Here is a 21,810-nt window from a genome sequence, read left to right as displayed (position 1 = left end):
GTCGGGAGATGGGCGCATCGATCGTGCGCGCTCGCGACACAGCGGCCGGAGATGGTGGGGTGGGCCCGTGCTCGTGGGTGCGTCGTGGGTGCGGTGCGCGAACGTCACGACATCGACGTGAGCGCGAGGTCATCGGGCAGCCGTGACGGGTGCACCGCGGGCCGCGCCGCCACCTCACCGGCTGACCCCCCGCCGCGTGTAGAGGAAGGCACCGGCCGTGAGCAGGACGCCCGCGACGGCCCAGGACGCGTCGGCCCCGCCGGGCCGCACGAGCCACCCCCACCACGCGACGCCGGCGCCGTCGGCGTGACCGGCGGCCAGGTACGTCGCGAACGTCACGAGGGTCGCGGGCGCCCAGGCCAGGTGCACCGGGACCAGCACCGCGGCCAGCAGGGTCAGCCCCGCCAGCCCGAGGGTGTTGCGCACGACGGCGGCCGCGCCGAAGACCGCCGGGTCGGCCAGGAGCGCCAGCGCCAGGGCGAGGGCCGGGACGCTCGCGCCGAGCAGGGCGTGGAGCGTGCGGAAGGCGGGGGTGAACCGCGGTGCGGTGCGTTCGAGGTCGGGGTCGTCGCCGGCGAGGGTGCGGGCGAGCAGGACGGCCGCGAGCAGCGGGCCGCCGACGGCGACGGGCACCCGGGCCGACGGGCCGGGGAAGTACGGCCGGGAGGCCAGCCAGTCCCCCGCCAGCCACGCGCCCACGGCGACCGCCGCGACCCACAGGGCCGTCGCCGGCAGCCGGCGGGCGTGGGCGAAGGGGTGGACGGGGGGCGCGCTCACCGCAGCCGCTCCAGGGCGGCGTAGTCGCAGCCGTGGACCGCGTCCAGGTACCGGCCGATCCAGGCGCGGGCCTCGGCGGGGTCCTGCAGCCGGGCGCGCAGGGCGGTCGCGTCCTGCGCCGGGGGGTAGTCGCCGAGGGCGGGGCGCAGGCTGGGGACGAGGACCCCGGCGGCGACGTAGGACAGGTCGAACGACGTCTGCACCTCGTCCTGCGGGACGTCGGAGGGGCCCAGCGGGCAGCGCATCGACACGAACTGCATGACCGTCTGGAACCGGACGTCGTCGGGGTCGGTCAGGCCGGGGCGGAACATCGCGCCCGAGGTCTGCAGGTTGGTGAGGGGCAGGTACCCGTCGGGCACGTCGCCGCGCAGGTCCTCCTGGGCCCCGCGCACGGTGACGACCGGAGCCATCTCCGCGATCACGCCCCGGGCCAGCGGGGTGACGTCGGCGAGGAACGCCTCGTGCTCGCGCGTCACGCACACGACGGGGGCGTCGCCGGTGCAGACCTGCCGCGCCGCCACGGGGTCGGTCCGCGCCCACGTCGGGTACCCGTCCGGGGAGTCCTGGGCCAGCAGCAGCACGGTGACCGCGAGCGCCGCGGTGGCGGCCGGGACGAGCGCCCAGCGGCGGCGCTGGGCCAGGACGGCGACGAGGACGACGGCCGCGATCGAGGCGAGCCACACCGCGTAGCCGGGGACGATCCCGGGCAGCAGCTCCTGGTAGCTGCCGTAGGGGAGGTGACCCAGCGGGGAGAGGTACCCGAGGGCACCGGCGGAGTAGGACAGGACGCCGGCGACGGCGTAGAGCGCGAGCCCGACCAGGGGGGCGGTGAGCCGACGCGGGACGAGCCGGCCCACGGCCCAGCCCCAGGCGGTGGCGACGAGGACCCCGAGGACGCCGAGCGCCGGCACGACGAGGTCGTCGACGCGGGGGTGGCGGGAGGTGGGGGCGACGGCGAGGGCGTACGCGACGGCCCCGGCGAGCTGACCGAGCACGACGGCCACGCCGAGGGCGGTCAGGGTCAGGGCGCCGCGGTGGGCGCGCGGGCGGGGGGTGGTGGCGAGCAGCTCGGTGAGTCCCCACCGGCGCTCGCGGGCGCCGACCCAGGCGGCGACGGTCGCGGCGACCGGCCCCAGGACGATGCCCCAGGCGGTGAACTCCCCCGCGGCGGCGCTCCACCCCGACGACCACGAGTTGTAGCCGCTGAGGCGGGGGGCCCGGGAGGTGAGCAGGGCCGCGGCGACGAGGACGAGGACGACGACGAGGAACCCGGCGGCGCCCCGGCGCAGCTCGGTGCATAGGACGCGGCCGCTCACCGGCCCTCCCGGTGGGCGCGCAGGGCGGCGGTGTAGCCGTGCTCGACGGCGGAGACGTCGGCGCGGGCGTCGCCGCCGAGGTCGGCCAGGGCGGTGGGGGTCCCGGTCCAGGCGACGCGGCCGGCGTCCAGGAGCGTCACCTCGTCGCAGGCGGCGGCGACGTCCTCGACGAGGTGGGTGGACAGCACGACGGTGGTGTCGGCGGACAGGTCGCGCACGAGGCGGCGGAAGTCGACGCGCTGCTCGGGGTCGAGACCGGCGGTGGGCTCGTCGAGCAGGAGCAGCTCGGGGTCATTGACGAGGGCCTGGGCCAGGCCGACGCGCCGGACCATCCCACCGGACAGCTCCTTGAGGCGGGAGTCGGCGCGGTCGGCGAGCCCGACGCGGTCCAGGGCGTGGTCCACGGCCAGCGGCGCCCGGGCGGCGGGGACCTCCTTGAGCCAGGCGAAGTACTCGACGAACTCGCGGACGCTGAAGCGCGGGTACCCGCCGAAGGTCTGCGGGAGGTAGCCGAGGCGGCGGCGGACCTCGCGCCGGTCGGACTCGCGCCCGGGGCGGCGGCCCAGCAGGTGCAGGTGGCCGTCGTCGGGGTCGACGAGGGTGGCCAGCACGCGCACGAGCGTCGTCTTCCCGGCGCCGTTGGGGCCCAGCAGCCCGTGGACGCCGTGGCCGAGGTCCAGGTCGACGCCGTCGAGGACGGTCCGGGCGCGCCGGCCGCGGCCCAGGCGCACGCGCAGGCCCTCGGCGCGGACGGTCGTCGTGGTGGTCGTGGTCATCGGGTCCTCCGGGCGGGCAGGAGCTGGAAGGTGTCGCGGCGCAGGGCCGTGACGGCGGCGGCGGCGAGCACGACGAGGACCCACAGGGGCTGGGCGCGGGCGGTGAGCAGGAACGGTTCGAGGGACCCGGGGTGCAGCCAGGGGGTCTGCGGGACGACGGCGAGCAGCGTCCAGGCGGCGGCGACGGCGACGGCGGCCCGGTGCAGCGGGACGAGCGTGCCGAGGGCGAGGCTGGCCGCGGACGTGGCGAGGCTGGGCAGCAGCCAGCGGAACTCCAGCGGCGAGGACCCGACGAGCAGCCCCGCCAGGGCGGTCAGGGGCAGCGCGGTGGCGACGACGAGGCAGGTGCGCCACAGGGTGGTCCGCAGCCCGGCGGAAGGGGTGGCGAGGGCCGCCTCGCGGGCGGGGTCGTCCTCGCCCCACGTCGACAGCGCCACCCCCAGCGGGGGGACGACGGGGGCCAGCACCCACAGTCCCGGCCACGACGGCGAGGCCAGCAGGTCCAGGACGGTGGCGGCAGCGACGGCGGCCAGGACGACGAGCGCCGCGCCGGGCCGCAGGAGCCAGTGCAGGTGACGGCGGCGGGTGCTGCGGGCGGGGCGGGTGGCCTGCGGGGGCGGGTCGGTGAGCAGGGCGGTGCGCTGGGCGGCGAGCAGGTCGGCGTCGTCGGGGTCGAGGACCAGGGCCAGCGCGGCGCGGCACTGGGCGCAGTCGACGAGGTGGGCCTCCAGGGACCAGGAGTCGCTGGGCCCGCTGCGGCCACCGGCGTAGGCGCTCAGCAGGGCGGGTGAGGCGTGCCAGGTGGGGTTCGTCATCACGCCTCCGGGGCGAGCTGTCGGCGCAGGGCGGTGCGGGCGCGGAAGGCGCGGGCCTTGACGGTGCCCTCGGGGATGCCGAGGACGCCGGCGGCCTCGCGGGTGGACAGGCCGTCGAGGACGGTGGCCTGCAGGACGTCGCGCAGCTGCGGGGACAGGCCGTCGACGGCGGCCTGCAGGGGCCCGGCGAGCAGGCCGTCGACGACGACCGCCTCGGCCGAGGGGGTCGTCGCCTCGTGCCGGTCGGCGGTGCGCAGCCGGTGCGCGGTGCCCTCGCGGACGGCGCGGCGGCGGAAGGCGTCGACGAGGCGGCGCGCGGCGATCGTCCACACCCAGGCGGCGACCTCCCCGCGCCCGTCCCAGGTGCCCGCGGACCGCCAGACGGCGGTGAAGGACTCCTGCAGGACGTCGGCGACGAGTTCGCGGTCGGAGCACCGGCGGCGCAGCCGCAGCAGCACCGTCGGGGCCAACCGCGCGTGGAGCTCGGCGTAGGCGGTGGTGTCCCCGCGCGCGACGCGGCGCAGCAGCACCGCGTCGTCCACCACCGTCAGGTCGTCCACGTGCTGCCTGACGCGGCTCACCCGGACCTGGTTCGCCCCGGGCGGGGACGACGTGGGATCAGGGGCGGACCGCCCCACGGACGCGGACGGCCACGAGCGCGACGTCGTCCTCGGGCTGCTGGGGCAGCAGGTCGTCGAGCAGGGCGTCGCACAGGTCCTCGAGCCCGCGGCGGGCGTGCCGGGCGACGGCCTCGAGCAGGCGGGCGGTCCCCACGTCGAGGCTCTGGTCGCGGCGTTCGACGAGGCCGTCGGTGTGGAACAGGAGCGTGTCGCCCTCGTGCAGGAGCAGTCCGCCGTCGTGGCGCGCGGTCGCCGGGTCGATGCCGAGCAGCAGGTCGGGGTCGTGCGCGGGAGCCAGCGGCGCGGCCGTGCCCGCCGCGCGCAGCAGCACGGGCGCGGGGTGCCCGGCGCTGGAGAACGCGAGCAGGACGCCGTCGGGCCGGGGTTCGAGGCGGCCGACGAGGGCCGTGGCCATCGTCGTCAGCCCCAGCCCGGCCATCGCGGCGTCGAGCCGGCCGAGCAGCCCGGCGGGCCCGTCGGGGGCGGCGAAGGAGATGCCGCGCAGCAGGTTGCGCAGCTGCCCCATGGCGGCGGCGGCGCCGATGTCGTGGCCGACGACGTCACCGATGACGAGGGTCGTGGAGCCGTCGGGCTGGTGGAAGGCGTCGTACCAGTCGCCCCCGACCTGGGCGGCCTGGGCGGCCGGGAGGTAGCGGACGGCGGTCTCCCAGTGCGGGGACTGCGCCGGCGGGGTCAGCAGGTCGCGCTGCAGGCCCTCGGCGATCTTCTGCTGCTGGCCGTAGAGCCGGGCGTTGTCGAGGGCGAGGGCGGCGCGCTCGCCGACGCCGGAGACGGTGGCGAGGTCCTGGGCGCCGAAGGGGCGCCGGCCGTGGTCGCGGGCCAGGGTGACGATGCCGACGGTCCGCCCGCGGGCGCGCAGCGGCAGGACGACGACGGACTCGGGGGCCAGCGCCCGGACGGCGTCGAGGGCCTGCCCCGGGTCCAGGACGTCGCTGATCGCGTCGACGGCGGGCACGGGCAGCGTGACGGGCCGGCCGGTGCGGACGGCCTGCAGGACGTACGGCGGGCCGCCGGGGTTCTTCGCGACGAGGGCGCGCATCCGGTGGGCGCGGTAGGACTCCAGGAGGTCCTGCCGGGCGGGGTCGGCGTGCTGGCAGCCGACGTCGCGCAGCGCGCCGTGCTCGTCGACGACGGAGACGATGCACCAGTCTCCCAGGACGGGCACGAGCACCCCGGCGAGCCGGGCGACCGCGGTCTCGGCGTCGAGCGTGCCGGACAGGTGGGCGCCGACCGCGGCGAGGACCTGCACCTGGGTGGTGGCGCGTTCGGCGGCCTCCTCCGCGGCCCGGCGCGCGGCCGTGGGCAGCAGCAGCACGCTGGTGCCCTGCCCGTCGGGCCAGGCCCGCAGCTCGCACCACAGCGACAGCGGCTCGGGGTGCAGGAGCTCGATGGTCTCGGCGCGGCCGGTGCGTTCGACGCCCTGCAGCACGCGGTCGGCCTCGGACCCGGCGGCGAGGGGGAAGACGTCGCCCCAGGGGTGGCCGAGGAGCTCGTCGCGAGGACGGCCGGCGAGCCGTTCGGCCTCGGCGTTGAGGGTGCGCAGCACGCCGTCGTGGTCGAGGGCGTAGTAGGCGGCGGGCAGCGACTCCAGGGCACTGGCGACGCCGAGCACGTGGTCGCGGCTGGAGTCGTGGGCCACCCCCACCAGGCGCCGCGGTTCGCCCCCCTGGAGGAGGACCCGCCCGTGCACGCTCAGCCACGCCGGCGCACCGGCCCCGTCGCGCAGCCGCAGTTCCACGTGGAACGTCCCGACCCCACCCACGGCGTCGGCCACCGCGGACCGCAGCCGGTCGAGGTCCTCGGGGCCGACCAGGTCGGTCAGCCGCCGCTCGAGGGCGGCGGAGGAGGTGCTGGGCGGGCAGCCCAGGAGCGTGGCGAGCCGTTCGTCGGCGCGCAGGTCGCGGGTGCGCAGGTCGTAGTCGAAGGGGGCCAGACCGACGGAGACGAGGGCCAGGTCCAAGCGCAGACGCTCGGCGTCCGGGGCGGGGTCGGGCACGCGTGCCGCACCTCCCAGCGGTTCCTGCGGTGGACTCCTCGGGCCGTCCGACTCTAACCGTGCGCGGCCGCGGGGTCCTCGGCCACGGCGCTCTCCACCCGGCGCAGCAGGTCGAGGAGCTGGCGCCGTTCGTCCACCTCCAGGACGGAGAAGGCCCGGGCCGCGCTCCGGCGCGCCCGCTGCCGCAGGGCGTCGAGGACGACGCCGCCGCGCGGGGTGAGGTCGAGCAGGACGGAGCGGCGGTTGTCGGGGTCGGTCGTGCGCCGCAGCAGGCCGGCGGCCTCCAGGGGGTCGACGAGGTCGGTCAGCGACCGGGGCGCGATGTGCAGGCGCTCGGCGACCGCACCCATGCGCGGCGGGGTGTCGCAGCGGCCGACGACGCGCAGGACGCGGCCCTGGGCCGGGGTGATGCCGAGGTCGTCGACGTCGCCGTGGCCGGTGCGGCGCAGCCGCCACTGCAGGGAGCGCAGGGTCTCGAAGAGGTCGGCGTCCAGGTCGTCCACGAGTGACAGCCTACCGTTCCTGAGGTAACCTCACCGTGAGGTAACCACACGATCCCCTGGAGGTGCGCCCGTGCGGGGTGACCCCGAACGCGACCCCTACCGGCCGGGCAAGGCCGACACCACCGGGCTCGACCGCCCCCGCAAGGACGAGGTCGCCCGGGTCCTGCACCTGTTCCGCCCCCACACGCGCACGCTGTCCGTCGTCGCCGTGCTCATCGCGGCCTCGGCCGTGGCCGGCGTCGCGTCCCCCTTCCTCATCCGCGAGGTCGTCGACGTGGCCCTGCCGCGCGGCGACGTGCGCCTGCTGGCCTGGCTCGCCGCCGGCCTCGTCGGCATCGTCGCCGTGAGCACCGCACTCGACGTCGTCCAGGGGCTGCTCACCACCCGCGTCGGGCAGGCCGTCATGCACGGCCTGCGGACGTCGCTCTACACCCACCTGCAGCGCATGTCGCTGGGGTTCTTCGCGCGCACCCGGACCGGGGAGGTCCAGTCGCGCATCGCCAACGACATCGGCGCCATGCAGACCGTCGTCACCAGCACGGGCGCCGACCTCGTCCAGAACCTCGCGACGGTCGTCGTCACCGTCGTCGCGATGCTCGCCCTCGACTGGCGGCTCGCGCTGTTCTCCTTCGTCGTCCTGCCCTTCTCTGTGTGGCTGAACCGCCGCGTCGGCCGGCTGCGCCGGCGCATCACCGCCCAGCGCCAGCGCCAGCTCGCGGACATGTCCGCCACCGTCGAGGAGACCCTGTCGATCTCCGGGGTCCTGCTGACGCGCACGACCGGGCGGACCCCCGAGGTCGTGCAGCGGTTCACGCGCCAGTCCGACGACGTCGCCCGCCTGGAGGTGGGCTCGGAGATGGCCGGTCGCTGGCAGTGGTCGCTCATCACGCTGACGATGGCCGCCGTCCCCGCCCTGACGTACCTGCTCGGCGGCTGGATCCGCGGCACCGGCACCGCCCTGAGCATCGGGACGCTCGTGGCCCTCGTCACCCTGCAGGGGCAGCTGTTCCGGCCGCTGGGGGCGCTGCTGCGCATCGTCGTCCGGTTGCACGCCTCGATGGCCCTGTTCACGCGGGTCTTCGAGTACCTCGACACCCCCGTGGAGGTCGAGGAGAAGCCCGGGGCGCGCACCCTGGCCGCCCCCGCCGGGCACGTCCGGTTCCAGGACGTGTCGTTCTCCTACCCCGGCGCCGACCGGCCCACGGTGGAGGGGATCACCCTCGACGTCCCCGCAGGGTCGTCGCTGGCGGTCGTCGGCGCGACGGGGTCGGGCAAGACGACGCTGGGGTACCTGCTGGCCCGGCTGTACGACGTGGACTCCGGGGCCGTGACGGTCGACGGCGTCGACGTGCGCGACCTGACCGCGCGCTCGCTGTCGGACGCCGTCGGCGTCGTCACGCAGGAGACGTTCCTGCTGCACGCCTCCGTCGCCGACAACCTGCGGTTCGCCCGGCCCGGCGCCACCGACGACGAGCTGCGGCGCGCGGCGCGGATCGCACAGATCGACGACGTGCTCAGCGCCCTGCCGCAGGGCTACGACACCGTCGTGGGCGAACGCGGCTACCGCTTCTCCGGCGGGGAGAAGCAGCGCATCGCCCTGGCCCGCACCGTGCTGCGCGACCCGCCGGTGCTGCTGCTCGACGAGGCCACCTCGGCCCTGGACACCCGCACCGAGCGGGCGATGGCCGGGGCCCTGGCCGAGCTGTCCAGCGGCCGGACGACCATCACCATCGCGCACCGGCTGTCCACCGTCCGCGGCGCCGACCAGATCGCGGTGCTCGACCACGGCCGCGTCGTCGAACGCGGCAGCCACGCCGAGCTCCTCGCCGCGGGCGGCAGGTACGCCGAGCTCGTCGCCGCCGACGAGGCGCGCGCCGAGCTCGTGCAGTAGGGGCGGGGCCCCCGTGCGTCCCCCGCACGTCGGACCCGACCGCGACCGACGGGGGATGGGGACCGGGCGCCTCGCGCGGCAGGGTCGGGGCATGACGCAGCGACGCACGCCGCCGGCGGTGGCCCCCACGGACCGGCCCGTCACCTGGATCGCCCTGGCGGTCGCCTTCCTGGCGATCTCGCTGCCGTCGTGGGTCCAGGCCCTCGGCGGCGGGAAGACCCTCGGCTACCTGCCCGCGGCGGCCTTCACCCTCGCCGCCCTCGCCTTCGCCGTGCAGGCCCGCCGGTGCGCCCGGCGCCGCAGCGGGCGCTGAGGCGGCCGCCCCACCCGGCGCAGGAGCACCGGGGCGGACCGCCTCACAGCCGCGAGCGCAGGTCCTCCAGCCAGGCGTCGGCGGTTCGCACCTGCTGGGCGAGCCGGTCCCGGCGTTCCTGAGCGGTGGCGACGAAGGTCCGCAGCTCCCGGACGCGCTGCTCGTCACCGGGGGTCGCGGTCAGCTCGTCCAGGACGGCGATGAGGTGACGCATGTCGTCCAGGGAGAAACCCAGCGGCTTCATCTGCCGGATCAGCAGCAGGCGCTGCACGTCGGCCTCGGTGTAGAGGCGGAAGTTGCCGGCGCTGCGGGTGGGGGTGAGCAGGCCCTCGTCGTCGTAGTGGCGCACGGTGCGGTGGGAGAGCTGGACCCGTTCGGCGACCTCACCGATCTGCATGAGCCGCGTGGTCCCCGGCTCCGAGGCGGCGGGGGTGTCCACCGTCGTAGTCAAGCACTCCCCCGCCGGCCCCCGGTCCTCAGGCGCCGACCGGGGTCCGGACGCCGGCCCCCGCTGGTCAGCGGCGCAGCCGGCGGGGTGTCCGGGTGACCCAGGTGGCGTTCTTCCAGCTCAACGCCGGGCGTTCGACGAAGGTCCAGGAGGCCGCGGCGATCGCGGCGGTCAGCGCCAGGCCGAGGAGGACGAAGGGCACCACGGTCACGGCGCTCGCGCCGAGGGCGAACAGCACCTGGGCGGTCGGCCAGTGCCAGACGTACGTGCCGTAGGACAGGTCGGTGCGCAGGCGCGGGCGCCACGGGCAGCGCACGACGGCCCACAGGAACAGGTAGGCGAACGCCGGCCCGGCCAGGGCGCGGTAGTCCGGCAGGACGACCAGCCCGACGACGACCAGGACCAGGCTGAGCGCGGCCAGCCACCCGCGCACCGGGATCCGGTCGGCGAAGAGGTGCCCGGCGGCGCCCAGCAGGAACACGAAGCTCAGGCGCAGCATCAGCGTCGAGCCCAGCGGGTTGAACCCCGCCGTGGCGGCGATGGTCAGCACCCACAGGGCGACCACCAGGGCCAGCACCAGCCACCGCCGGCGGCGCAGGACGCCCAGCACGCCGAGGGCGGCGACGAGGACGTAGCAGCAGGCTTCGTAGAACAGCGTCCACAGGGATCCGTTGACCACGTCCGGCGCGCCGGAACCAGCACCCAGACCGCTGATGCCGAACTGCTCGACGTGCAGCAGCGCGTTGCGCGTCAGGTAGTCCAGCGCGGAGTCCGGGCCGGTGAACACCGAAGTCGCTGAGCGTCCTTCGAGCACGGCCAGCAGCGGGGCGACGACTCCGGCGGTCAGCAGCAGGGACACCCAGAACCCGGGCAGGATCCGCAGCGCGCGGTGCCAGACGAAGCGGCGCAGGGAACCCAGTCGCAGGTAGCTGCGGGTGACGAGGAAGCCGGACAGGACGAAGAAGGCGTCCACGGCCAGGCTGCCCAGGTCGGTGGAGCCGGTCTGCGGCTGGTGGCCGGTGCCGATGAGCGCGGTGTGCACCACCGCCACCGTGGTGGCCAGCGCCAGCCGCAGCAGGTCCAGGGCGTTGCTGCGCGGGTCGAAGGCCTCGGCCAGCGTCGGCCGGTCCCGGCGGTGCACCCGCCTGCCGCGGCCGTTCGTCGAGGGTGCTCCCGGGGCGGAGGTCGACCCCGGGCGGCGGGTGCCGGGACCGTGCGGTCGGTCGGAACCACGACGGAACGGGATCGCCGGTGCGGCTGGTGACCCCCCGATCCGGCCGTGCTGGGGGCGGACGTCGGGGTGGTGGGCGCGGCGGCCAGCGGGACGGCCGGGAGTGGTGCTCACTCGTCCTCATCTCATCGACCCGGGTGGGAGCAGTCGGGGGACGACGCGGTGCGTGACGTCCACGGGTGCCCGGCGGGCACGGGGACGCCACTGCTGCGCCGTCAGCGACCCGGACTCTACCCTTACGTTAGGGTAGAGTTGAGAGCACGGCGGGACACCACCCACCGATCGGGTCACCTCTCCACGAAGTCGTCGCAGCCAGCACAGAAGCCACCACGCTCTGGTGCGGCCGGCGGGTCAGGGAACGAGGGAAACGGCCCGGCGGCCGGTACGCCGCTCACCACCCCTGCGCACTGAGCACTGATCCACCCACCGACGGCCGGACACCTCCGCCCGGCGCCGGTGCCGTCCTGCTGACCACCCGTGAACGGAGCACCCCTTGGCCTCGTCCGCCACGTCCCCGGCCGCCCCGGCGCCGGTCACCCACCGCCGCCCGCCGTGGCTGACGCCCCGGGTCCTGCGCACCGAGGCCCTCGCCGGCCTCGTCGTGGCCCTGGCCCTGATCCCGGAGGCGATCTCGTTCTCCGTCATCGCCGGCGTCGACCCCCGCGTGGGGCTGTTCGCCTCCTTCACCATGGCCGTCTCCATCGCCGTCCTCGGCGGCCGTCCGGCGATGATCTCCGCGGCCACCGGCGCCGTCGCCCTGGTCGTCGCCCCCGTGGTGCGCCAGTACGGCCTGGACCACCTGCTGGCCACCGTCATCCTCGCCGGGGTCCTGCAGGTCGTCCTGGGCCTGCTGGGAGTGGCCAAGCTGATGCGCTACGTGCCGCGCAGCGTGATGGTCGGCTTCGTCAACGCCCTGGCCGTCCTCATCTTCTGGGCCCAGGTGCCCCACCTGCGCGACGTGCCCTGGATCGTCTACCCGATGGTCGCCGTCGGCATCGCCCTGATGGTCCTCCTCCCCCGCCTGACCCGGGCCGTCCCGGCCCCGCTGGTCGCGATCGTGCTGCTGACCGTCGTCACCGTCGCCGCGCACCTGGCCGTCCCGAACGTGGGCGACGAGGGCGAGCTGCCCAGCAGCCTGCCCTTCCCGCTGCTGCCGGACGTGCCGCTGACCCTGCACACCCTGAGCGTCATCGCCCCCTACGCCCTGGGCATGGCCCTGGTCGGGCTGATGGAGTCGCTCATGACGGCCAAGCTCGTCGACGACGTCACCGACACCCCCTCGCGCAAGGGCCGGGAGGCCTGGGGCCAGGGCGTGGCCAACGTCATCACCGGCTTCTTCGGCGGGATGGGCGGCTGCGCCATGATCGGGCAGACCATGATCAACGTGAAGGCCGGCGCCCGCACCCGCGCCTCCACGTTCCTGGCCGGGGTGTTCCTGCTGGTCCTGGTCGTCGGCCTGGGCGACGTGGTGGCCACCATCCCGATGGCCGCCCTGGTCGCGGTGATGATCGTGGTGGCGGTCGGCACCTTCGACTGGCACTCCGTGCGCCCGGCGACCTTGCGCCGCATGCCCGGGAGCGAGACCGCCGTCATGGTCGCCACCGTCGTCGTCGTGGTCGCCACCGACAACCTGGCCATCGGCGTCGTCGTCGGGGTCCTCCTCGCCGCCCTGCTGTTCGCCCGCCGGGTCGCGCACCTGGTGGAGGTCACCAGCGTCCTGGACCCGGCCGGCACCACCCGCACCTACTCGGTGACCGGCGCCTTGTTCTTCGCCTCGTCCAACGACCTGGTGACGCGGTTCGACTGCTCCGGCGACCCCGGGCACGTCGAGATCGACCTGTCCGCCGCGCACGTGTGGGACGCCTCCACCGTCGCGGCGCTGGACGCGGTCCAGACCAAGTACGCCGCCCGCGGCAAGACCGTGAACGTCACCGGCCTGAACGCGGACAGCTCCGCCCGCCTCGAGCGGCTCGCCGGGCACCTCGGCAGCGGGCACTGACCGCCCGCTGCCGAGTCGGCCACGGGCCGGACCCCGATCGCCGCCCGAGCCCGCCCCCACGCACGAGCTCGGGCGGCTCCCCGCGACCGGCCCGCCGACGTCCGGTGCGCTCAGACGGCGGTGCGACCGCCGTCGACGGGCAGGACGGCGCCGTGGACCCAGCCGGCGGTGACGAGGTAGGCGATCGCCTCGGCGACCTCCTCGGGGGTCCCCGGCCGGCCCGCCGGGGCCTGCGCGGCGAGCTGGTCCAGCGCCTCGCCCATGACGGCGGTGCCCTCGGTGCGGGTGGGGCCGGGGCTGACGGCGTTGACCCGCACGCCCGAGGGTCCGTACTCGGCGGCCCACGCCTTGGTGAGCGAGGTCAGGGCCGCCTTGGAGGAGCCGTACAACGCCATGCCGGCCGCGCCGTACTGGGCGACCATGGTGGTGACGTTGACGATCGCCCCGTCACCGCGCTCGGCCATGCGGGGGGCCAGCTCGGCGACGAGGAAGTACGGCGCCTCGACGTTGAGCGCGTAGACGGCGTCGAAGTCGGCCCCACGGGTCTCGTGGGTCGGACCGAAGGGGAAGACGCCGGCGCTGTTGACCAGGACGTCGACGTGGCCGCCGCCGAGCTCGGTCGCGGTCCGGGCCAACGAGCGGGCGGCGCTCTCCCCGTCGAGGTCGGTGGCCGCGAAGTCGGCCCGGTGGCCGTCGGCGCGCAGGGCCGCGACGACCTGATCGCCGCGGACCCGGTCGCGGCCGCTGACGACCACGTGGGCGCCCAGAGCGGCCAGCTGGCGGGCGGTCGCACGGCCGATGCCACTGGTGCCGCCGGTGATCAGGGCGGTCTTGCCGTCGAGGGTGTTCACGGTTCCTCCGAAGGTGCGTGAGGTGGATCAGAACTGAACAGGTCCGTTCAGTTGAAGACGACTGTACAGGTCTGTTCAGTCGCGTCAAGGGGAACTGAACAGATCTGTACGACCACGCGTACGCTGGGGCCGTGACCGCGCTGAAGACCCGTCGCCGACCCGGCCTGGAGAAGGTCCTGAGCACCGCTGACCGCCTCTTCTACGAGGCCGGCATCCACGCCACCGGGGTCGACACCATCGCCGCCGAGGCGGGGGTGTCCAAGACGACGATGTACACCTACTTCCGGACCAAGGAGGACCTGGTCGCGGAGTACCTGCGCGGGCGCAGCCGCTCCTGGCAGGACCACGTCGCCGACCGGCTCGGGGCCCACGACGGCAGCGGGGTGGACAAGCTGCTGCTCGTCTTCGACCTGCTCGGGGAGTGGTTCGACAGCGACGGCTTCCGCGGCTGCCCCTTCACCAACGCCGAGGCCGAGAGCGAGCCGGACGCCCCGGCCCACCAGGTGAACCTCGCCCACCGCGCCTGGGTCCGCGAGCTGTTCGCCGGCCTGCTGCGCCAGGACGGCCTGACCGGTACCGACGTCCTGACCCACCAGCTCGCGATGCTCTACGACGGGGCGATGACCGGCGCCCACGCCGAGCCTGGCCAGGGCTGGGCCGTCGCCGCGCGCGAGGCCGCCCGCGCGCTGGTGGCGGCGGCCGGGACGGCCGGAGATCCCGGTCGGGCCCGCGGGTAGAGCACCTGCAGGTCGTTCGGCAGCGCCGCCTCGACCTCGCGCGTGACGTCGTCGACCAGGACCTCCGCTGCCCCCGAGCGGATGCCCTCGACGATCTGCGCGGCGCGGTCGAGCCGGCGGTCCAGGGGGTGCGGGAGCCGCACGCGGGTCCAGCGCCACGTGCGGCGGGCGCGCCGGGACGACCGCCCGCGCGCAGCCGCCGGCCGCGGGTCAGCGGGCCGCGCGCTTGCCCTCGGCCACGGCCTCCTCCACGCGCTGCAGCACCGACCGCACCCCCGTGTCGAAGGGTGAGCGGCACTCCAGCGAGGTGGCGCGCACGACGCCGACGGTGACGCCGACGGGCGGGTCGTCGGCGCGCCGGCCGCGCGAGGGCAGCGGGAACGGCGGGGTCCACGCGCCGACCGTGCGGGCGACGCGTTGCACCTCGTCCTCGGCGAGGCCGGGCAGGACGACGGCGAACTCGTCGGCGCCGAGGCGGCCCGCGGTCGCGGTGGGCGGCAGCGCGGAGCGCAGGTGCGCGGCGAAGGAGATGAGGACCGCGTCGCCGGCGGCCAGGCCGTAGGAGTCGTTGACGGCCCGGAAGCCGTCGAGGTCGGCGGCGAGGACCCAGACGGGGTCGTCGCCGTCGGTGGCCGCGGACAGGACGGCGCCGATGCGCTCCTGCAGCAGGCTGCGGGCCGCGACCCCGGTCAGCGCGTCGCGGTGGCTGGCGCGGGCGACGGCGGCGGCCCGGTCGCGCAGGGCGCGGGTCGCGGCCCGCAGGGACTGCTCGAGCTCACGCACCGGGGTGACGTCGCGGCTGACCAGGACGGCGCCGGCGTAGCCGCCGTGCGGGTCGGACAGGGCGGTGGCCGACGTCTCGACGAGCACCGTCCGGCCGGCGAGGGTCGTGACCTCCCCCTCGACGCCGCGCCAGGGCTCACCGGCGCGCAGCGCCCGGGCCACGGCCCGCAGGACGTCGTCGGTGCCGTCGTCGCGGGTGAGGGCGCGCGCGGGGCGGCCGACCGCCTCGACGGCCGGGACGCCGTACAGCTTCTCGACGCCCCCGTTGGCCGAGCGCACGATCCCGTCGGCGTCGACGGTCAGGACGGCGTCGCTCACGTGCTCGAGCAGCTCGGCCAGCACCGCGCGGCCGATCGCCCCGGCGTCGCCGGTGCTCACGCGCAGCGACGCGTGGCGCAGCCCGTCCTGCACCCAGAGCACGACGGAGCCGTGCACGGGCCGGCCGTGGGCGTCGCGCAGCGCGACCGGGCCCGCCGCCGCGGCGGCGTCCCCGAGCACGTCGAGCGGGGTGCGGCCGGCGACCTCGGCGAGGGTCAGGCCGAAGACGTCCTCCGCGGCGCGGTTCCACGCGACGAGACGGCCGTCGCCGCCGACGCTCCAGGTGGGGTCGGGGAAGCTCTCGAAGGACCGGGCCGTCGCCGGGACCCCCTGCTCGAGCTGCACCACTCCACCCCTCCCCGCGGACCCCCGTGGGGTCCGTCACGGATTTCTTCGGCAGCGCTGCGTGGCGGCCGGAGCCGCCGAACGGGTGGATCAGCCCGTGGTCGCGGCGTGTCGGCTCGACCGCACCAGGCGGCGGACCTGGTCGAGGACGACGTCGAGGTCGTCCACCGGGATGCCCATGGACGCCGACCCCCACAGCCCGTCGCCGACGAGCTGGACCATCCGGGCCAGCGACCGGTCGCCGCCGACCTCGGTCTCGATGAGGGCGCGCCAGTCGGCGTTGACGGCCGCGAAGGCGGCCGTGGCGCGCGACTCGCCCTCCTGGGCCAGGCGCAGGGTGGCGACGAGCGCCGTGGACAGCGGGTCGGGCTCGTCGGCGAACAGGCTCACCGCCTCCAGCGCGGAGGTGCGGACGTAGTACTCGGCGGGGCCCTCGGGGGCGGTGCGCATGCGCTCGAGGTCGGCCTCGGTCAGCTGCCGCAGCCGGGCGAGGAGACCGTCGACGAGGGCGCTCTTGGAGGCGAAGTGGTACAGCAGGCCGCCCTTGGACACCCCCGCACGGGCGGCGACGGCCTCCAGGGTCGCCGAGCGGGCCCCGGACGTCACGACGATCGCGGCGAAGGCGTCGACGAGTCGGTCCCGGGTCGCCGCGGGGTCGCGGGGCGCGCGTTCTCTCGGCACGGGGGGAAGGCTAACCACTCGCCAACTGTACCGTCCGGACGGTACAGTCATGGACGACCTCCGATCCAGGAACGAGACCATGACCCTCCAGGCCGCCCCGGCCCCCGCCCGTCCGACCTCCCGCCAGTGGGCCGCGCTCGCCGTGCTCGTGCTGCCCGTACTGCTCATCTCGATCGACATGACCGTCCTGAGCTTCGCGCTGCCCGCCATCAGCGAGGCCGTCTCCCCCACCGGCACCCAGCTGCTGTGGATCGTCGACGGCTACTCCCTGGCGATCGCCGGCCTCCTCGTGACCATGGGCACCCTCGGCGACCGCTACGGCGCCCGCAGGATGCTGCTCATCGGCTCCGCCGGGTTCGGGGTCGTCTCCTTCCTGGCCGCCTTCGCCGACTCCGCGACGGCGCTCATCGCCGCCCGCGTCGCCCTCGGGGTCTTCGGCGCGACCCTCATGCCCTCGACGCTGTCGCTGCTGCGCAGCACCTTCACCGACCGCGAGCAGCGCCGCACCGCGTTCGCCGTGTGGGCCGGCGGGTTCGCCGCCGGGGGCGCCCTCGGGCCCATCGTCGGCGGCTGGCTGCTCGAGCACTTCCGGTGGGGCTCGGTCTTCCTGCTCAACGTGCCGTTCATGGTCGCGCTGCTCGTCCTGGCCCCGCTCCTGGTGCGCGAGCACCGCAACCCCGGCGCGCACGGCCGGCTCGACCTGGTCAGCGTCGCCGTCTCCGTCCTGGCCCTGACCTCGCTCGTCTACGGGGTCAAGACCCTCGCCGAGCACGGCTTCACCACCGGCCCCGTCGCGACGTCCGCGCTCGGGCTCGTCCTGGCCGTCGTCTTCGTGCGCCGCCAGCTGCGCCTGGCCGATCCGCTGCTGGACGTCGACCTGTTCCGGCTGCCCGTCTTCCGCGCCTCCGTCCTGGCCAACCTCATGAGCGTCTGCGGGATGACGGGCATGCTCTTCGCCGTCTCGCAGTACCTCCAGCTCGTCCTGGGGATGCGGCCCCTGCACGCCGGTCTGCTGCTGCTGCCCGGGGCCGTCGTGACCTTCGCGGCCGGTCTCGTCGCGGCCCGCCTCGCCCGTCGGTTGCGCCTGGACCTGCTCATCGCCACCGGGCTGCTGCTCGGCACCACCGGGTACGTCGTGATGTCGCTGCTCGGCTCCGGCACCGGGACCGGCGCCGCCGTCCAGCTCGCCGTCGCGTTCGTCGTGCTGTGCGCGGGCGCGGGCCTGGCCGAGACCCTGACCAACGACGCGATCCTGTCCGCCGCCCCCGCACACCGCACCGGCGCCGCCTCGGCGATCTCCGAGACCGCCTACGAGGTCGGTGCCGTGCTCGGCACCACCGTCCTGGGCAGCGTCCTGAACGCCGTCTACCGCCACCGGGTCGAGGTCCCCGCCGGGGCCGAGCAGGCGCGCGAGACCCTCGGCGCAGCCGTCGAGACCGCCGCGGCCCTGCCCGACGGCTCCGCCCTGCTGGACTCGGCGCGCGCGGCCTTCACCCACGGCCTCGACGCGACGGCGCTCGCCGGCGCCGTCCTGACGGCCGGGGCCGCGCTCGTCGTGTGGCGCTCGCTGCGGCCCCGGGGTGTGGAGGGGGCCGGGCGGGCCTAGCGTCGGAGGCGTCGAGAGGAGTCGCGATGCCCAAGACGACCGGGGGCGGCAAGCCCGTCGCCGACGAGCTGCCCAGCACGCTGCAGCGCTCGGACGCCAAGGCCCAGGCCACCTACGCCAAGGCCCACGACGCGGCCGAGGAGCAGTACGACGACGCCCAGCGCGCCAACCGCGTCGCGTGGGCCGCGGTCAAGCACACCCACGAGAAGGTCGGCGACCACTGGCAGCCCAAGGAGGACGGCCGCAAGGGGCCCTCGGACCCGCAGTCCGAGGGCGGGGTCGACACCCACCGGCGGACCTCCGGCGGCGTCGACGAGCACGCCACGAAGGAGCACCTGCTGCAGCTCGCCCGCGAGCTCGACGTGCGGGGGCGGTCGTCGATGACCAAGGCCGAGCTCGTCGACGCGCTGCGCAAGGCCAACGACCGGGCGACGCGCGCCAGCCGCTGAGCCGCCTCAGCTGTTGAGCAGCGGCGTCGCGCACCGGCGGTGCGCGGCCTCCACCTCGTCCCGCTGGGCCTGCGCGCGGTCGGCCAGCCCGCGGACCCCGGCGGTCCACTCGGCTCCCTGCCGGGCCACGAGCTCGCCCAGCAGCCGGGCGGCGACGGCCCGCCGGTGCAGGCCGCCCACGACGTCCTCGAGCGTGATGAGGGCCTCGACGACGGCCTCGCGGCTGGGGTGCGTCGCGGGCAGCGCCCCGGCGACGCGGTCGACGACGGGCAGCCGGTGCAGCAGCGGCGACAGGCGGCTGGCGTGGGCCGCCAGCCATCCGGCCCCCACCACGGCCCAGTCGGTCGAGGCCCCCAGCCGGCGCATGGCCGTCCGCAGCGCGGCGCGGTCGGCCCCGACCTCGCGGCGCACGCGCAGCAGCGTCGTCCGCTCGGCGACGAGGACCTCCATCGCGGCGGCCCGCCGCAGCTGCTCGCCCAGACCCGTCGCGGCGGCCAGCTGCTCGTTGAGGTAGGCGCGGAGCACGGGGTCGGCGGGCGGCGCGTCCCGACGCCGGCCGCTGATCAGGGTGGGGACGGACAGCACGGGGACGACGCTAGCCCCGGGGCTCTGGAGGCGCACCGCCGGTGCGCCCGGCCGCGACCCGTCCCGCCGGTGGTGGGACTCCTGCGCAGGGAGTGACGGATGTGACCAAGGGTCACGACGAACTCCCTCGTTCCGGTGGAACGACCCCCCTTTGTCACGTAGCGTGTTCATTCGGTCACACCATTGCACGACACCAGGGGGACGCTGTGGACGGCACGCAGGGCGGCACGCTCATGACCGAAGGACCGGCGATCGACACCACGGTCACCCTGATGCCGACCACGAGCAGCACGGGTGCCTGGCACACCGGCACCGTCCGGTCCTGGACCGCCGGGGCCGCCGGCCTCGTCGTCACCAGCCACGTCGCCGCCGACCCCGCCACCGTCGAGGAGCTCGACGGGCAGCGCGTCTGGGTCAGCACCGACGCCGGCGACGACACCTCCGTCACCCCGCACGCCGTCTTCCAGGCCGTCGCCCAGGCCCACCGCGACGACGAGCTCGCCCTCACCGGCGTCATGCTGCTCGCCGCCGAGACCCGCCGCGGCGCCGTCCGCGCCCCCGCCTCCCTGCCCGCCCACCTCACGATGGCCGAGGGCGTCGCCGACGTCCGCACCGTCGACTACTCCCGCACCGGCATGCGCGTCGAAGGGGCCATGGACATGCCCGCCCACGCCGACGTCGACGTCGCCCTCGAGCTCGCCGACGGCCGCGAGGTCCACGCCCGCGGCGAGGTCCTGCGCGTCGACGAGACCTCCGGCGAGGCCGTCGTGCGGTTCGTCGAGCTCGACGAGGGAGCCGCCGAGGCGCTGGAGCGCAGCGTGCTCACCGAGCTGGCCCGGCAGAACCGGGGCTGAGACCCGCACGCGCAGCACCCCCGGACCGCTCCGGTCCGGGGGTGCTGCGCGTGCGGGCGGGCGGGACCGCACTGGGGGCGGCCCCGCCCGCCCGGGGCCGGGTCAGCTCCCGCTGGTCGGTGCGCTGCCGCCCGTCGTGGGCGACGCGCTGCCCGTGGGGGGTGCGGGCGCGTCCTGACCGGGCGTCGGCGCACCGGTGCCCGGGGCCGGAGCGCCCTCGGGCGGGGTCGGGGCCCCGGCCGGCGGGGTGGGGCGGCCCACCTCGACGCGCGTCGCGGTGAACGACCCGTCCTGACCCACCGCCGTGCCCGCGGCGGCCTCGGCGTGCACGTGCTCACCGACGGCGATCGAGGAGACGTCCGCGCTCTGGCCGTCGCGCAGGACCTGCGCCCCCGCGACGTCCACGACGGTGCTCGCGCCGTCGGGCCCGGCGATCGTCAGCGAGTCCCCGTCGACGGCCGTCACGTCCCCGTCGGCGCGCACCGGCTCCACGACGACGCGGGCCGCCGTCACGCCGCCGGTCGTGGACGACGAGGAGGACGCCGCCTCGACGTGGACGCGCTGCCCGACGCTCAGGGCGCTGCGGTCGGTGGTCTCCTCGCCCTGCCCCAGGCCCCGGTCGAGCACGACGACGGTGTCGCCGGTGAGGGTGACGGTCGTCATCTCCCCGCGCGGCGCGGTCAGGGTCAGGGTGTCGCCGTCGACCGCGGTGAGCGTCCCGCCGGCCGGCGGGCCGGCACGGCCCGGGCCACCGGGGGCGCCGGGTCCGGCGGGGCCGCAGGGGGCCGGTGCGGTGCCGTCACCGGGCGCGGCCGGGGCCGAGGCGGACGGGCTCGTCGCCGTCCCGGTGGGGGTGTCCGGTGCGCTGGTCGCCGCGACGGCGGCCGTCGCGGCGAGCCCGCCGGCGGCCGTCGCCACGGCGGCGCCGAGGACGAACCGGCGGACGCGGGCGCCGCGGCGCGCGGCGCGGTCGGTCGGGTCGGTGGGGCGGGTGGTGGTCACGGTGTTCCTCCACGGTCGGTCTCGGACCTGCTCTCACCGCGACCTCGCGGTCCGCGGCGAGGTCCACACCACCGGCCGGACCTGAAGCCGGCCTGAAGCGGGCACCCCCGGCCGCGGTCCTTCAGCCTCCCTTCAGCTCGTGCGCTGGCCGCGCCTGCACCGCTCTGCGATGTTCGTGCGGTGCCCACCGCAGCCGTCCGGGTCCTGCTCGTCGAGGACGACCCGCTCATCGCCGAGTCCGTCACCGAGGCGCTCACCGGCACCGGGATGGTCGTGCGCGCCCGCCCCGACGGGCGCGACCTCGACGAGGTCGTCGAGCACTTCCGCCCCGACATCGCCGTCCTGGACGTCATGCTGCCCGGCGAGGACGGCACGTCCCTGGCCCGGCGGGTCTGCGTGCCGCGCGACGTGCCCGTCGTCTTCGTCACGGCCCGCGACGACATCGACGACCGGCTGTCCGGCTTCGCCGCGGGCGCCGACGACTACGTCGTCAAGCCGTTCGCCGTCGAGGAGCTGCTCGTGCGGCTGCGCGCCGTGCTGCGCCGCTCCGGCCGGACCCCGCAGGTCGTGGAGGTGGGCGACCTCGTCGTCGACGAGTCCGCGGCCGTGGCCCTGCGCGCCGGGGTGGCGCTGGACCTCACGGCGACGGAGTTCCGGCTGCTCGCCCAGCTCGTCCGCCACCGCGGGCGGACCCTGTCCAAGCTGCAGCTGCTCACCCAGGTGTGGGGGTACGAGCACTACGACCAGAACCTCGTCGAGGTCCACGTCAGCGCCCTGCGCCGCAAGCTGGAGGAGCACGGACCCCGGCTCGTGCACACCGTCCGCGGGCTCGGCTACGTGCTGCGGGTCCCCACCGCGAGCCCCACCGCGCCCACCGACGGCGACGGCTGAGC

General features: G+C 76.1%; 22 protein-coding genes. 8 read left to right on the top strand and 14 right to left on the bottom strand.

The features are described from left to right. Positions 1-174 precede the first annotated feature (174 nt). Genes CLV37_RS21800 through CLV37_RS27815 form a run of 7 tightly spaced genes read right to left on the bottom strand, consistent with a single transcriptional unit; the run spans position 175 to position 6,824 of the window. Positions 175-777 (bottom strand): hypothetical protein, encoded by a 603-nt coding sequence (locus tag CLV37_RS21800; protein WP_106214434.1) that lies wholly within the window; start codon positions 775-777, stop codon positions 175-177. Beyond that, a complete protein-coding gene (locus CLV37_RS21795; protein WP_106214432.1) occupies positions 774-2,093 on the bottom strand; it encodes a hypothetical protein in 1,320 nt (439 codons plus the stop codon). Before CLV37_RS21795 ends, CLV37_RS21800 begins: the two co-directional genes overlap by 4 nt. Further along, a complete protein-coding gene (locus tag CLV37_RS21790) occupies positions 2,090-2,869 on the bottom strand; it encodes an ABC transporter ATP-binding protein (RefSeq protein ID WP_106214430.1) in 780 nt (259 codons plus the stop codon). Before CLV37_RS21790 ends, CLV37_RS21795 begins: the two co-directional genes overlap by 4 nt. Continuing rightward, positions 2,866-3,684, bottom strand: coding sequence for a hypothetical protein (locus CLV37_RS21785; RefSeq protein ID WP_106214428.1), 819 nt, complete (start codon positions 3,682-3,684; stop codon positions 2,866-2,868). Before CLV37_RS21785 ends, CLV37_RS21790 begins: the two co-directional genes overlap by 4 nt. After that, entirely contained in the window at positions 3,684-4,265 is a 582-nt protein-coding gene (locus tag CLV37_RS21780) for an RNA polymerase sigma factor (protein WP_245885541.1), read from the bottom strand. Before CLV37_RS21780 ends, CLV37_RS21785 begins: the two co-directional genes overlap by 1 nt. Positions 4,266-4,302: 37 nt before the next feature. Further along, positions 4,303-6,321, bottom strand: a complete 2,019-nt coding sequence (locus CLV37_RS21775) for a SpoIIE family protein phosphatase (protein WP_170127423.1) — start codon at positions 6,319-6,321, stop codon at positions 4,303-4,305. 53 nt (positions 6,322-6,374) lie between these two features. Continuing rightward, positions 6,375-6,824 carry a MarR family winged helix-turn-helix transcriptional regulator gene (locus tag CLV37_RS27815; protein ID WP_170127422.1) on the bottom strand — a complete coding sequence of 150 codons (450 nt, stop codon included), beginning with the start codon at positions 6,822-6,824 and terminating at the stop codon, positions 6,375-6,377. A 70-nt stretch (positions 6,825-6,894) separates the two neighbouring features. Between CLV37_RS27815 and CLV37_RS21770 the strand changes: the two genes are divergently transcribed. Both CLV37_RS21770 and CLV37_RS21765 read left to right on the top strand, forming a co-directional pair. Further along, on the top strand, positions 6,895-8,715 hold the full coding sequence (locus CLV37_RS21770) for an ABC transporter ATP-binding protein (protein WP_106214423.1): 1,821 nt from the start codon (positions 6,895-6,897) through the stop codon (positions 8,713-8,715). Between the two features lie 91 nt (positions 8,716-8,806). Next, entirely contained in the window at positions 8,807-9,028 is a 222-nt protein-coding gene (locus CLV37_RS21765) for a hypothetical protein (RefSeq protein WP_146149534.1), read from the top strand. Between the two features lie 43 nt (positions 9,029-9,071). Here the strand turns inward: CLV37_RS21765 and CLV37_RS21760 are convergent, their stop codons facing one another. After that, a complete protein-coding gene (locus CLV37_RS21760) occupies positions 9,072-9,425 on the bottom strand; it encodes a MerR family transcriptional regulator (protein ID WP_106214577.1) in 354 nt (117 codons plus the stop codon). A 118-nt stretch (positions 9,426-9,543) separates the two neighbouring features. After that, a complete protein-coding gene (locus tag CLV37_RS21755) occupies positions 9,544-10,617 on the bottom strand; it encodes an acyltransferase family protein (protein WP_106214419.1) in 1,074 nt (357 codons plus the stop codon). A 583-nt stretch (positions 10,618-11,200) separates the two neighbouring features. On the opposite strand from CLV37_RS21755, the gene CLV37_RS21750 reads away from it, so the two are divergent. Then, complete coding sequence (locus CLV37_RS21750; RefSeq protein ID WP_106214417.1) at positions 11,201-12,706, top strand: SulP family inorganic anion transporter; 1,506 nt, start codon at positions 11,201-11,203, stop codon at positions 12,704-12,706. A 110-nt stretch (positions 12,707-12,816) separates the two neighbouring features. On the opposite strand, the gene CLV37_RS21745 is transcribed toward CLV37_RS21750, so the two are convergent. Beyond that, a complete protein-coding gene (locus CLV37_RS21745) occupies positions 12,817-13,557 on the bottom strand; it encodes an SDR family NAD(P)-dependent oxidoreductase (protein ID WP_211298850.1) in 741 nt (246 codons plus the stop codon). A 131-nt stretch (positions 13,558-13,688) separates the two neighbouring features. On the opposite strand from CLV37_RS21745, the gene CLV37_RS21740 reads away from it, so the two are divergent. Further along, positions 13,689-14,294, top strand: coding sequence for a TetR/AcrR family transcriptional regulator (locus CLV37_RS21740; protein WP_170127421.1), 606 nt, complete (start codon positions 13,689-13,691; stop codon positions 14,292-14,294). A 210-nt stretch (positions 14,295-14,504) separates the two neighbouring features. On the opposite strand, the gene CLV37_RS21735 is transcribed toward CLV37_RS21740, so the two are convergent. After that, on the bottom strand, positions 14,505-15,740 hold the full coding sequence (locus CLV37_RS21735; RefSeq protein WP_170127420.1) for a GGDEF domain-containing protein: 1,236 nt from the start codon (positions 15,738-15,740) through the stop codon (positions 14,505-14,507). Between the two features lie 90 nt (positions 15,741-15,830). Next, positions 15,831-16,421, bottom strand: coding sequence for a TetR/AcrR family transcriptional regulator (locus CLV37_RS21730; protein WP_211298849.1), 591 nt, complete (start codon positions 16,419-16,421; stop codon positions 15,831-15,833). Between the two features lie 49 nt (positions 16,422-16,470). On the opposite strand from CLV37_RS21730, the gene CLV37_RS21725 reads away from it, so the two are divergent. After that, positions 16,471-18,027 carry an MFS transporter gene (locus CLV37_RS21725; RefSeq protein ID WP_106214408.1) on the top strand — a complete coding sequence of 519 codons (1,557 nt, stop codon included), beginning with the start codon at positions 16,471-16,473 and terminating at the stop codon, positions 18,025-18,027. A gap of 26 nt (positions 18,028-18,053) precedes the next feature. Further along, complete coding sequence (locus tag CLV37_RS21720) at positions 18,054-18,476, top strand: ChaB family protein (RefSeq protein WP_106214406.1); 423 nt, start codon at positions 18,054-18,056, stop codon at positions 18,474-18,476. Between the two features lie 6 nt (positions 18,477-18,482). Here CLV37_RS21720 and CLV37_RS21715 read toward each other — a convergent pair whose 3' ends face one another. After that, the gene (locus CLV37_RS21715) at positions 18,483-19,061 is read right to left on the bottom strand and encodes a hypothetical protein (protein ID WP_106214404.1); all 579 of its coding nucleotides are present in this window, start codon (positions 19,059-19,061) and stop codon (positions 18,483-18,485) included. A 206-nt stretch (positions 19,062-19,267) separates the two neighbouring features. Here CLV37_RS21715 and CLV37_RS21710 point away from each other — a divergent pair, with 206 nt between their 5' ends. After that, positions 19,268-19,915 (top strand): PilZ domain-containing protein, encoded by a 648-nt coding sequence (locus CLV37_RS21710; protein WP_106214402.1) that lies wholly within the window; start codon positions 19,268-19,270, stop codon positions 19,913-19,915. 102 nt (positions 19,916-20,017) lie between these two features. Here the strand turns inward: CLV37_RS21710 and CLV37_RS27810 are convergent, their stop codons facing one another. Continuing rightward, positions 20,018-20,917, bottom strand: coding sequence for a DUF5666 domain-containing protein (locus CLV37_RS27810; protein ID WP_170127419.1), 900 nt, complete (start codon positions 20,915-20,917; stop codon positions 20,018-20,020). A gap of 180 nt (positions 20,918-21,097) precedes the next feature. Between CLV37_RS27810 and CLV37_RS21700 the strand changes: the two genes are divergently transcribed. Then, positions 21,098-21,808, top strand: a complete 711-nt coding sequence (locus tag CLV37_RS21700) for a response regulator transcription factor (protein WP_106214398.1) — start codon at positions 21,098-21,100, stop codon at positions 21,806-21,808. Positions 21,809-21,810: the final 2 nt, after the last annotated feature.

Origin of the sequence: Kineococcus rhizosphaerae (assembly GCF_003002055.1) — a bacterium.
GTDB lineage: Bacteria > Actinomycetota > Actinomycetes > Actinomycetales > Kineococcaceae > Kineococcus > Kineococcus rhizosphaerae.
This window is presented reverse-complemented; position numbering and strand designations above follow the sequence as displayed.